The organism is Micromonospora halophytica, from assembly GCF_900090245.1.
Lineage (GTDB): Bacteria > Actinomycetota > Actinomycetes > Mycobacteriales > Micromonosporaceae > Micromonospora > Micromonospora halophytica.
Map to the genome: position 1 here is coordinate 84,098 of NZ_FMDN01000005.1, position 11,263 is coordinate 95,360.

The following is an 11,263-nucleotide window of genomic DNA, read 5'->3' on the forward strand; positions in this document are numbered from 1 at the left end:
AGGGAGGACGCGGGAATCGGCCGGCTGATCTTGCCCGGCTCGGACTGCTACGCTCCAGCCACCTGTCGGGCGTGGGAGCGCCGTAGGTCGCCGCTCCGCTCCACCGACCGGTCCGCGCGGCCGCGCCGCGCACAGCTCTCTCCGGAACCTCCACCTTCTGATCCCGAGGAGGACGCGCGTGGCCTCTGGTGCATTCGTCGGCGCCGCCATCGCCGCCACCGTCTCCACCACACTCGTCATCGGCCAGGGCCCCGTGACGACCGGCACCACGCAGCGCCAGACGGTCACGGGTGAGGTGGTCGTCCCCGCCTCCATCGCCCTACGCCCGCAGACGGCCCTGCTGAGCGCCGGCCCCTCCGGCTTCCTCCGCTGGGAATCGGGGCACGATCTCCTGTGGACCGGCTACGACGGCAACGACACGAAGGTCGGGCCCGCCGAAACGAGCGTCCCGATCGTTCCGCACTTCGGTGCGGGCTCGGACGTGGTCGCCGTCTACGACCACCCGGGGAACGTCACACTGCGGGACATGTCGACCGGCCGGTCCCAGCAGGTGACGCTTCCCGTCGGTCACAGCTACGTCAGCACGCTCGGATCGACGATCGTGACGAGGACGGGCAGCTCCTTCGACGCGAACCTCACCTGGCGGCTGCTCGAAGTCCGCGACGACGGGTCGGTCGTGCACCGCGCGGTGGAGGGAGTGCCCGACGGCATCGCCGGGACCTTCACGGCCAACGCCCCGCTGGGCGACGCGCACGGCCAGGTCGTGCAGTACCGGATCGGCACCACGAGCCACACCGGCTGGCTCGACGTCGACCAGGGCCGGTTCAGCCCACTGCCGTACCGGGCGGAGACGAACCCGGGTCACATCGTGGTCACCCCCACCCACCTGCTCTGGCGGCAGGACGGGACGGTCTTCGTCCACTCCCGCGCCGACCTGTCCGCCACCCCGCGCACGATGCCACTCACCGGCGACGCACTGGTGCTGGGCATGGTCGGCGACCGGCTCGTCGTGTCCCGGTACGACTCCTCGCTGGGAGAGTTGAACTACGGCAAACCGGTCTGGCGGGTCGAAGCCGTCGCCCTCGACGGCTCCCCGGCCAGGACGCTGCTGGCCAGGTCGTCATCATTCGGCGTACCGACCCCACGCGGTGGGCTCCTGGTGCAGGGTGGTCCCGGTCCCGGCTGGGAGCAGTGGGGCGTCTCGCTCGTCGAGGCCACCGACGGCGGCGAGCCGACGGTCCGCAGCATCGCCGACGCGTACCCGCAGAAGATCCAGACGGTGGAGCGACTGACCTACACCCAGGGGCGACTCAGCACCGTGGAGTACGACCCGCTGCACGAGCGGCGCCGGCTGTGGACCCGGGACGTCGGCGTCTCCGGCTCCCCGACCGTCGGGTCACGCCTGCCACGCGGTGCCGCGCCCGGCACCTGCGCGGGCGGATACTGCCTGAGCCTCGACGACACCGGTGACGGTCGGACTGTCGTGGCGGGCAGGGCCGTCGGGGCGACCCTCGATCCACAGCCCCACCTCCTGGGGCCGGCCCAGTCCCTGCCCGGCGCCAGGATCGACGGATCCCGCGCGTACGAGCAGGTGGGAGCCGTCAGCGGCCGGCTCGCGGCCCTGCGGACGCCGCACGACGGCACCGCCGCGCAGACCCGGATCGTCGATCTCGACACCGGCCAGACGGTGTACACCACGACGGACCACGTCCAGGCGATGTGGGGCACCACCGCGTGGCTGGCGGACGGCAACGACGCGGTGACACCGGTCGACGTGCTGACCGGCCGGCGGGGCACCCAGGTGTGGTTCGGACGCGGGTGTCTGCTGGAGAACGTGGAGGCGGTCGGACGGTGGCTGCGGTGGTTCTGCGCCCTGGCCGGGACCCACGGCGTCTTCGACACCGTCACCCGGAAGACCATCACCTTCGATGCCGGCTCCGTCGGAACCGACGCGAAGCTCGGTGACGGCTTCGTCGTGTTCCCCCGGGACGGGCGGCTGACGGTGACCGACTTCCGCAGCGGTACGCCGGTGACCCGCACCGTGGGGCAGTCTCCGGTCGCGGGCCCGTGGGACCTCGACCCCTACACCGGTGTCATCGCCCATCTCGCCCCGGACCACAGCATCCACATCGTCCCGAGCGGTGTGCCGGTCCCGCCCCTCGTGCAGCTCGACGCCACGGTCGCCGCCACGTACGTCAAGGGCGGCGCCGGGCAGTGGACCCCGAAGTGGTGGCTGAACAAGCCGACCGCGTCCTGGACCCTCGTGATCAGGAACCAGGCGACCGGCACGACGGTCCGTACCCTCTCCGGCGGTGTGGCGCGCGGCGTGGTGGCCCCGGCGTGGAACGGTCGCGACGGCTCCGGCGGCCTGGTGTCCGACGGCGTCTACAGCTGGGCGCTGAGCGTCACCCCGGCCGATGGTGAGGGCGCGGCGCTCACCGGTTCGGGGAGCGTACGGCTCAACGGCAGCGAGTGCCTGCTTCGCAGCCGTGCCGGATCACAAACCGTGGCGTGCTCGTCGAACCGGTCCAGCACCGGGTGAACGCCTCGACCGCTTCCGGTCGACCGAACGTCGGGCCCCGGCCAGGGAACTCTTCCTGGCCGGGGCCCTCGCTCTCCGGCGACAGCGTCGGAGGCCGGGACAGCACCTGAGATCACCGTCGCCACCGCGGCCCGTGCCCACTGGCTCATGCGCCGGCCGGCGCGGCGACCGCGCGGCCGTCACCGGGCCGGCGCTCCCGTGGCGGGCATGTCGACGTGACGGGCACCGACCGTCCCCCAGGTCCGGCACCCGGAGGCGCCGACCGATGACGATTGCCCGGCCCGCGCGTCCATACCTGTGACGGACTCCGACTCCATGAATGGAGACAGCCTTGACGGTCACCTCAGCCCGCAGCGCCGCCATGCCCGCGGTCGTCGACCGGCAGACCTGGCTGCGCGAGCGCGACGAACTGCTGGCCCGGGAAAAGGCCCACACCCGGGAGGGAGACGCCATCGCCGCCGCGCGTCGTCGACTGCCGATGACCCTGATGCCGCCGGTGACGGTGCGGGGCCCCGGCGGGGAGACCCCGTTGGTGGACGTGTTCGAGGGCCGCCGGATGCTCATGGCCTACTTCCACATGTGGCACGACGGCAAGCCGTACGAGGACCAGTGCGAGGGGTGCACCTTCTCCACCTGCCACATGCAGATGCTCGACTACCTGCACGCCCGCGACGTCACCTACGCCGTGTTCTGCCAGGGCTCCTACGACGAGAGCGCCCCGTTCGCGGAGTTCATGGGCTACCCGTTCCCCTGGTACTCGGCGAAGGACTCCGACCCGGCCCTGGTGGACGGACGCGGATTCGGGCTGATCGCGTGCTACCTGCGCGACGGCGACCAGGTCTACGAGACGTACTGGACCACCGGACGGGGCGTGGAGGCGTTGATGACCAGCTACCACGCCCTCGATCTCACCGTGTACGGCCGGCAGGAGCCCTGGGAGGACGCGCCCGACGGCTGGCCGAAGGTCAGCGGGCACCCGTGGCGTGTCGACGGCCGCCCGACGGCGCAGTGGAACCGACCGGGCGTGACGGCGGCGCAGTCGTGCTGCGGGCAGTGCTGACGACCGTCGGGCCGCGGTTACGTCGAAGGACCTGACCGGGACTAGCGTCCTGACCAGGGCCTTCGCGTTGGAGCGGGTGACGGGAATCGAACCCGCACTGTCAGCTTGGGAAGCTGATGTTCTGCCATTGAACTACACCCGCAGGCGGCATCACTGTACCTGAGGTCACCACCTCCGTGCATCCGGGTACCCCCGACGCGCCCGACCCCGCCCCAAGGTGATCATCCCGCGACGGATCGTATAGACGACAGTCCAAAAGTTGCTCAGCAGTAACATGCGGCCGTTCTCAAATCTGTCGATCGGTTGTAACGTCACCCCCACGTTTTCGACCACGGCCGACACACCCCCTGTCGTGCCGCGAGAAAGAGGTGGGCCCATGGGACTCCGTCCCAACCTGCTGACCCGGCGTGCCGCCGGTGTCGCGTCGACGACCCTCGCGCTGCTGCTCAGCACCGCCGCCGTGGGTGTCGTCCCCGCTGCTTCCGCCTTCTCCGCCGCCCCCGGCACCGACGCGTCCTGTGAGGAGCCGGCCGACGTCCACGTGGACGCCCGGATCAAGAAGGGCGCGATCGCCGACCACGAGCCCAACGAGCTGACCGCCGCCCAGGTCCGCGAGCGCGAGGCCGACCTGGCCATGGCGCTGCGCGAGCGGACCCGCTTCCGCGCCGGCGCCCAGGCCGCCGCCCCGCTGGCCAGCGTGACCATCCCGGTCGTCGTGCACGTCATCCAGGAGAACAGCACCCGGGCCGGCGGCAACATCCCGGACTCGATGATCACGTCGCAGATCAACGTGCTCAACCAGTCCTACAGTGGCGCCACCGGTGGCGCGGCCACCGCGTTCAGCTTCCAGCTCCAGAAGATCAACCGGGTGACCAACCCGTCCTGGTACCCGATCGTCCAGGGCTCCAGCGCCGAGCGGCAGATGAAGAACCAGCTCCGCGAGGGCGGCAAGAACACCCTGAACATGTACCTGGGTGAGCTGAGCAACGGCCTGCTCGGCTGGGCGACCTTCCCGAAGCGCAAGCTCGACAGCATGGACGGCGTGGTCGTGCTGAGCGAGTCGCTGCCCAGCGGCACCGCCGCCAACTACAACCAGGGCGACACCGGCACCCACGAGGTCGGCCACTGGCTGAACCTCTACCACACCTTCCAGGGTGGCTGCTCCGGCTCGGGCGACGGCGTCTCCGACACCCCGGCCGAGGCCTCGCCGGCCTACCAGTGCCCGACCGGCCGGGACACCTGCGCCACCGCCGGCCTGGACCCGATCACCAACTTCATGGACTACACCTACGACTCGTGCATGTACCAGTTCACCGCTGGGCAGGCGAGCCGCATGCTGACCGCGTGGAACGCCTACCGCGCGCCCTGATCACCGCCTCGGCATCCGGTGCCGGCTCCGTCTCGCGACGGGGCCGGCACCGGTCATTTCCGGGTCAGGCGGCGGTGCGGCGGGTGTCGAAGCCGTGCCGTCCGCGCCGGGCCGGCCGCTGATCGGGTACGCCCACGGCGTCGGAGCCGCGGTGGGCCGCCCGGGGATCGAGCCAGACCTGCACGGCGGGTCGCCCCGGGCCGTCGCCGGGCTGGACCAGCCCACCCGGGCCGCGGCGGGTCAGCATCGCCACGTCCACGCTGAACTCGAAGAGCCGCCAGTCCACCTGCGGCGCGGCGCGGCCGACGCGGGCGATCCGGGCCGCCTGGGCCGGGTCGGCGACCGGGTGCGCCCGGCCGGCGACGTACGCCTCGTCGTCGCTCTCCTCCGCCGGGAAGGAGTGCAACGCATAGCGCCCGTCGCGTTCGAGGTCGCGCCGCTTCGGCGAGTCGACGACGAAGCAGAACAGCCCCTCGTCGGTGATCACGGGGCAGACCGGGTGCACCCGGGGGCCGCCGTCGGCGCGGACGGTGGCCAGGTAGCCGAAGCCCGGCCCGTACTGCTGCAGGAGAAGGCGGATCCCGTCGGCGAGTCGGGGCTCGTCGGCGGTGAATTCGGACCAGGAAGCCATACGGACATCCTATCGAACATGTGTACGAACCTGTAGTCCGACACGCAGGTCACCCGACCCGCTCGATATGGTGTGCCGATGCTGCTCTCCGACCGCGACCTGGTCTCCGAGATCAAGGCGGGCACGCTCGCGCTGGAGCCGTTCGAGCCCACGCTGGTGCAACCGTCCAGCATCGACGTCCGCCTCGACAAGCTCTTCCGGGTCTTCAACAACCATCTGTACACGCACATCGACCCGGCGGTGCAGCAGGACGACCTGACCTCGATGGTCGAGGTCCCGGAGGGCGAGCCCTTCGTGCTGCACCCGGGCGAGTTCGTGCTCGCGTCCACGCTCGAGGTGATCTCGCTGGGCGAGCAGCTCGCGGGCCGGCTGGAGGGTAAGTCCAGCCTGGGCCGGCTGGGTCTGCTCACCCACTCGACCGCCGGCTTCATCGATCCGGGCTTCTCCGGCCATGTGACGCTGGAGCTGTCGAACGTGGCGAACCTGCCGATCACCCTCTGGCCGGGCATGAAGATCGGCCAGCTCTGCATCTTCCGGCTGTCGTCCCCGGCCGAACACCCGTACGGTTCGGCCGTCTACGGGTCACGCTACCAGGGGCAGCGCGGGCCGACGCCGAGCCGCTCCTGGCAGCACTGGCGCACCTGGCCGACCCGCTGACACCGGGCCCCCGACCGGCCCGGCCCGGCAACCGCGTCAGCCCGGCCGGCCGTAACTGTTGACCGGCCCGTCGTCGACCCGCTTCATCTTCACCGGCACCCCGGCGCGGGAGGCGTGCACCACCCAGCCGCCGCCGACGTACATGCCGACGTGGTGCAGGTCAGCGTAGTAGAACACCAGGTCGCCGGGGCGCAGGTCGGCCCGGCCGATCCGGGCCGTCACCTGGCGCTGCTGGCGGGCGTTGTGCGGCAGCCGTACGCCGCCCTTCGCCCAGGCCGCGAGCATCAGCCCCGAGCAGTCGTACGCGTTCGGCCCCGCCGCGCCCCAGACGTACGGCTTGCCGATCTGGGCGCAGACGAACTTCACCGCCGCGCCGGCCGGGCCGCCCGGGTACGCCGCCGGGCAGGGCGCGGGGCGCAGCGGGCCGCCAGCACCAGCGTCGTGGAGCCTGAGGCGCAGCCGTTGCAGCCGGTCGATCTCGGCGTCGATCTGCTTCTTCCGGGCGGCGAGCTGCGCCTCGGTACGGCTGAGCTGGGCCACCATCTCGTCCAGCGGGGCCTTCTTCGCGGCGAGTTCGTCGCGCAGGGCCTTGACGGCCTGCACCTCGCGTTGCTGCCGGCTGGCGAAGCGGTCGAGCAGTTCGAGCTGGCCGACCAGCTCGCCGGGGGACCTGCTGCCGAGCAGGGCGTTGACGACGGAGATGCTCTCCCCCTTGTACGCCTCGGCGGCGAGCCCGGACACCTGGTTCATGGCCAGGTCGACCTGGAGTTGCAGCGGGCCGATCCGCCGGCTGAGCGCGTCGGCCCGACGGCGCTTCACGGCGAGGTCCTGACGGATCGCGTTGTGCTGTTCGATCAGGGGTTCGAGTCTGTTCCAGTCCCGGTCGATCTGCCGTTCGATCTCGGGGATCGTGGGTTCGGCGTGCGCCGCCGTGGTGCCACCGGTCAGGACGACGGCGGTGCCGGCGAGGACGGCGAGGACGGTGGTGAAGCGGGACCAGCGTGGGCGCGGCGCAGCGGCACGCCCGGCGACCTGGGTCGACCGGTGTGCCGGTGGCCACGGGGCATGGTGTGCCACCGGGCTCCGTACTCCTTCTTCCGCGACCGCCTACCGGGTTAGCTGACGGGTTCGGGCGGGAAGGGAGCGCCCTACCGCACTGGCTGCGGATTCACCCCGGCGTACCTGGGTCCCCGGCTCGCCCGGAGGCGACTCGGCGGTGCCGGCCGTCGCCGCCCTGGTGGGACGGAGCTGTCGGCGACCGACGGTTCCTCAGCGTAGGGACGCGCGTGACCGGACCGCAACCATCCGTGACCGGACACGCCGGGGCGGATACGCGGAACCCCCGGTCGACGACCGGGGGTTCGGCGGGGTCGGACGGATCAGTACGGCCGACGGAAACCGGCGACCGGCATGTAGTTGATGCTGGTGACCTGGACCGGCTTGCCGGTCCGTGGGGCGTGGACCATGATGTCGTTGCCCAGGTAGAGACCCATGTGGTGCAGGTCGCTGAAGAAGAAGACCAGGTCACCGGGGCGCGCCTCGGAACGCGGGATCGCCCTGCCCTCGTTCCACTGGTCGCCGGTGTGGTGGGTCAGCGAGATGCCGGCGGCCTTGTAGGCGTACTGGGTGAGGCCGGAGCAGTCGAACGAGTCGGGCCCGTCGGCGCCCCAGACGTACGGGTCACCGACCTGCTGGCAGGCCACCCGGATCGCGGTCTGCGCGGCGGAGCTCACCACGCCGTTGATGGTCGGGCACCCGGCCACCTTCACCGTGGTCTTCGGCATCGACGCCTGCAGCCGCTTGATCTCCGCGTTGATCTGCGTCTTCTTGGCGGCCAGTTCCTTCTCCTGCTTGACCTCCGCGGCGATCAGCGCGTCGAGTTTCCCCTTCTCGTCGTCGAGCTTCTGCTTGGCGTCGATGACGACCTGGAGGTCCTTGCGCTCCTGCGCGGCGAGCCGGTCCAGGTAGGTCAGCTGCTCGGTCAGGACGTCCGGCTTGGCGCTGACCAGCAGCGCGCCGATGTCCTGCGAGGGGCCGGTCATGTAGTAGCGGGAGGCCATGGCGCCGACCCGGTTGAGGGCCAGCTCGGTCTGCAGCGCGAGCGGCTCGATCTTCTTCTGCAGCTCCGCGGCCTTCTTACGGTCCTTCTTGAGCTGCGCCCGGACCTTGTTGTACTGCTCGATGGTCGGTTCGAGCTGCTCCCACTGCTTGTCGATGGCCGCTTCGATCTCCTCCGGCGTGGGCGCGGCGTGCGCCGGCACGGCGAGCATCCCGGCACCGACGACCACGGCGGCGACGAGGGTGATCAGGCGGCGGGCGGCCCGGCGCAGAGCGGCCGGACGAGTGGGCGGCTGGCCCTGGGCGTGACGATGAAGGGGCATGGTTGCCACCGGCACCGACTCCTTTGCAACCGACCGCCGGGCGCCTCGCAGAGGGGAAGACGGAGGCAGACGACCCACAGCGGCCGGTGCAACATTAGGTAAGCCGGGCAGCGATATCAAGGTGACCTTTCCTCTTTTCACTGCGTGGCGACCAGTTGCACACAAAGGGTGTTGATTCATTTCCCAACAATGGCTGTCAATACGTCGTCCAATGTCACCACGCCGAGCGGTCGACGGCCGTCGCTCACCAGCACCATGTGCCGTCGCTCGCGCCGCATCGCCAGCAGCAGGTCGGCCAGCGTACGGTCCGGCGGCACCACGGCCAGCGGCCGGTGGACCTCGGCGGGCACGGGCGCGCGACGGGACGCGCCGGCGTACCCGAGGACGTCCTTGACGTGCACGAAACCGAGCACCCGCCGGGTGGCGCGCTGCACCACCGGAAATCGCGAGCGACCCGTCCGGGTGGCCAGCACCTCCAGCGAGGCCGGCGAGACGTCCTCGGCCACCGTGGTCACCGTCGACCAGGGTTGCAGGGCGTCCGCGGCGGTCCGGGCGTGCAGGGCCAACGCCCCGGTGATCCGGGCGTGCTCGTCGGCGTCCAGCAGCCCCTCGGTACGCGCCTGCGCCACCAGCCCGGCCAGTTCCTCCGCGGTGAACACCGTCTTCACCGCCTCGGTGGCCTCGACCCCCCAGAGCCGCAGCACCTGCCGCGCCGACCACTTCATCGCCAGCAGCAGCGGCTTGGTGGCCACGCAGAAGGCCAGCATGGCCGGCCCCAGCCAGAGCGCGGACGGCTCCGGCCCGGCCAGGGTGATGTTCTTCGGCACCATCTCACCGACGACGGTGTGCAGGAACACCACGACGGCCAGGGCGATCAGGAAGGAGACCGGGTGGACCACCCCGTCCGGCAGCCCTGCCGCGTGGAACAGCGGCTCCAGCAGGTGGGCCAGGGCCGGCTCGGCGATCGCACCCAGCCCCAGCGAGCAGACCGTGATGCCGAGCTGCGCCCCGGCGATCATCAGCGGGATCTGGTTCATCGCCGACAGCGCCCAGCGGGCCCGCCGGGAGGTCGCGGCGAGCGGTTCGACCACCGTACGGCGGGACGCGATGAGCGCGAACTCGGTGCCCACGAAGAACGCGTTGCCGAGCAGCAGCGCCGCGGCGACGAGCAGTTCAGTCATCGCCGTCCGGCTCCTCGGGGCGCAGCACCCGCACCTGCTCGATCCGGTGCCGCTCCACCTCGACCACGGTGAACTCGTACCCGGACTCCTCGACCGTCTCGCCGGGCACCGGGATGTGGCCCAGCCGCGCCAGGAGGAACCCGGCGAGGGTCTCGTACGGGCCCTCGGGCAGCCGGAAACCGGTCTGCTCGACCAGTTCGTCGAAGCGGAGCACCCCGTCGACCAGGGCCGTACGCTCGCCGCCCGGCACGGTCAGCTCCGCCGCGTGCGCGTCGTGGACGGTGGCCGGGTCGAACTCGTCGGCGATCTCCCCGACCAGTTCCTCGACCAGGTCCTCGATGGTCACCACACCGTCGGTGCCGCCGTACTCGTCGACCACGATGGCGAGGTCGGCGCCGGCGTCCTTCAGCGCGGCGAGGACGCCGTCGAGGTCCAGGCTCTCCGGGACGTACACCGGCTCCCGGGCGACCGCCGCGACCGTGGTCGAGGCACGGCGGGCCAACGGCACGCCGAGCGCGTCCGGCACCCCGGCGACCCCGGTGACCAGGTCGAGTGTCTCCTCGTAGACGGGAAAGCGGGTGCGGCCGGTGGCGCGGGAGAGATCAAGCAGCTCGGCCACGGTGGTGGTGGCCCGCAACGCGACCACGTCGACCCGCGGCGTCATCGCCTCGGCGGCCCGCTTGTCGCCGAAGCGGATGGTGCGGCGCAGCAGCATCGCGGTGTCCGGCGGCAGCGCGCCCGCCCGGGCCGAGATCGCGGCCAGCAACCCCAGCTCCTCCGGGGAACGGGCGCTGGCCAGCTCCTCCTGCGGTTCGACGCCGAGCCGGCGGACCAGCCGGTTCGCCGAGTTGTTCAGCCCGTCGATCAGCCAGCCGAAGGTGCTTGAGAAGGCGCGCATCGGCCCGGCGGTGGCCAGCGCGGCGGGCATCGGCCGGGCCAGCGCCAGGTTCTTCGGCACCAGCTCGCCGAAGAGCATCGAGATCAGGGTGGCCAGGGACAGCGCGAGCAGCGGGCCGAACCGCTCGGTGCCACCCACCGGGCGCAGCAGCGGGGCGAAGAGCCGGGCCAGCGCCGGCTCGGCGAGGTAGCCGGTGAGCAGCGCGGTGAGGGTGATGCCGAGCTGCGCCCCGGAGAGCTGGAAGGAGAGCTCACGCAGCGCGCGGCGTACCGTGGCGGCCCCGCCGTCCCCGGCGTCGGCCCGCCGGTCGATCTCCGCCCGGTCGACCGTCACCAGGGCGAACTCGGCCGCGACGAAGAACGCGTTGCCCGCGGTCAGCAGGACGAAGCCGACCAGGGGCAGCAGCGTGGTAACCAGAAGGCCGTCGATGGGCGTGATTGTTCCACGGGCCCGCCCCGGGCACGAGAGCGCGAGTTGCTCAGGCCGCCACGGCCGTCATCATGACCACCAGCCTCCCCACCACACGGCGACGGCGGCGGCACCT

General features: G+C 71.5%; 9 protein-coding genes, 1 tRNA gene and 1 riboswitch. Of the genes, 4 read left to right on the plus strand and 6 right to left on the minus strand.

All coding sequences use genetic code 11. The annotated features are described in order from the left end of the window. Window positions 1-178: 178 nt before the first annotated feature. Window positions 179-2,542, plus strand: coding sequence for a FlgD immunoglobulin-like domain containing protein (locus tag GA0070560_RS09540; RefSeq protein ID WP_091293896.1), 2,364 nt, complete (start codon window positions 179-181; stop codon window positions 2,540-2,542). 319 nt (window positions 2,543-2,861) lie between these two features. Continuing rightward, window positions 2,862-3,602, plus strand: coding sequence for a DUF899 family protein (locus tag GA0070560_RS09545; protein ID WP_091293898.1), 741 nt, complete (start codon window positions 2,862-2,864; stop codon window positions 3,600-3,602). Window positions 3,603-3,670: 68 nt separating this feature from the next. Here GA0070560_RS09545 and GA0070560_RS09550 read toward each other — a convergent pair. Continuing rightward, window positions 3,671-3,744 (minus strand) — tRNA-Gly (locus tag GA0070560_RS09550). A 234-nt stretch (window positions 3,745-3,978) separates the two neighbouring features. On the opposite strand from GA0070560_RS09550, the gene GA0070560_RS09555 reads away from it, so the two are divergent. Next, window positions 3,979-4,971, plus strand: coding sequence for a zinc metalloprotease (locus GA0070560_RS09555; protein ID WP_091293905.1), 993 nt, complete (start codon window positions 3,979-3,981; stop codon window positions 4,969-4,971). 64 nt (window positions 4,972-5,035) lie between these two features. Here GA0070560_RS09555 and GA0070560_RS09560 read toward each other — a convergent pair whose 3' ends face one another. Beyond that, window positions 5,036-5,602 carry a pyridoxamine 5'-phosphate oxidase family protein gene (locus GA0070560_RS09560; RefSeq protein ID WP_091293906.1) on the minus strand — a complete coding sequence of 189 codons (567 nt, stop codon included), beginning with the start codon at window positions 5,600-5,602 and terminating at the stop codon, window positions 5,036-5,038. A gap of 78 nt (window positions 5,603-5,680) precedes the next feature. Here GA0070560_RS09560 and dcd point away from each other — a divergent pair, with 78 nt between their 5' ends. Further along, a complete protein-coding gene (dcd, locus tag GA0070560_RS09565; protein WP_091294447.1) occupies window positions 5,681-6,259 on the plus strand; it encodes a dCTP deaminase in 579 nt (192 codons plus the stop codon). A 36-nt stretch (window positions 6,260-6,295) separates the two neighbouring features. On the opposite strand, the gene GA0070560_RS09570 is transcribed toward dcd, so the two are convergent. The 4 genes from GA0070560_RS09570 to GA0070560_RS09585 all read right to left on the minus strand — a co-directional run bounded on the left by GA0070560_RS09570 (window position 6,296) and on the right by GA0070560_RS09585 (window position 11,121). After that, window positions 6,296-7,336 (minus strand): C40 family peptidase, encoded by a 1,041-nt coding sequence (locus tag GA0070560_RS09570; protein ID WP_091293907.1) that lies wholly within the window; start codon window positions 7,334-7,336, stop codon window positions 6,296-6,298. 12 nt (window positions 7,337-7,348) lie between these two features. After that, a riboswitch (cyclic di-AMP (ydaO/yuaA leader) is annotated at window positions 7,349-7,485 on the minus strand. A gap of 153 nt (window positions 7,486-7,638) precedes the next feature. Continuing rightward, window positions 7,639-8,655 (minus strand): C40 family peptidase, encoded by a 1,017-nt coding sequence (locus GA0070560_RS09575; protein WP_425412615.1) that lies wholly within the window; start codon window positions 8,653-8,655, stop codon window positions 7,639-7,641. Window positions 8,656-8,816: 161 nt separating this feature from the next. Next, on the minus strand, window positions 8,817-9,821 hold the full coding sequence (locus tag GA0070560_RS09580; protein WP_091293910.1) for a hemolysin family protein: 1,005 nt from the start codon (window positions 9,819-9,821) through the stop codon (window positions 8,817-8,819). Beyond that, window positions 9,814-11,121 carry a hemolysin family protein gene (locus tag GA0070560_RS09585; RefSeq protein WP_091293912.1) on the minus strand — a complete coding sequence of 436 codons (1,308 nt, stop codon included), beginning with the start codon at window positions 11,119-11,121 and terminating at the stop codon, window positions 9,814-9,816. The genes GA0070560_RS09580 and GA0070560_RS09585 overlap by 8 nt, the downstream gene beginning before the upstream one ends. Window positions 11,122-11,263 lie beyond the last annotated feature (142 nt).

What these genes read in the sequence shown, in the direction of transcription:
- GA0070560_RS09545 (WP_091293898.1), top strand. Translation starts at nt 2,862, where the DNA reads ATGGAGACAGCCTTGACGGTCACCTCAGCCCGCAGCGCCGCCATGCCC.
- GA0070560_RS09555 (WP_091293905.1), top strand. Translation starts at nt 3,979, where the DNA reads ATGGGACTCCGTCCCAACCTGCTGACCCGGCGTGCCGCCGGTGTCGCG.
- GA0070560_RS09560 (WP_091293906.1), bottom strand. Translation starts at nt 5,602, where the DNA reads ATGGCTTCCTGGTCCGAATTCACCGCCGACGAGCCCCGACTCGCCGAC.
- GA0070560_RS09580 (WP_091293910.1), bottom strand. Translation starts at nt 9,821, where the DNA reads ATGACTGAACTGCTCGTCGCCGCGGCGCTGCTGCTCGGCAACGCGTTC.
- dcd (WP_091294447.1), top strand. Translation starts at nt 5,681, where the DNA reads ATGCTGCTCTCCGACCGCGACCTGGTCTCCGAGATCAAGGCGGGCACG.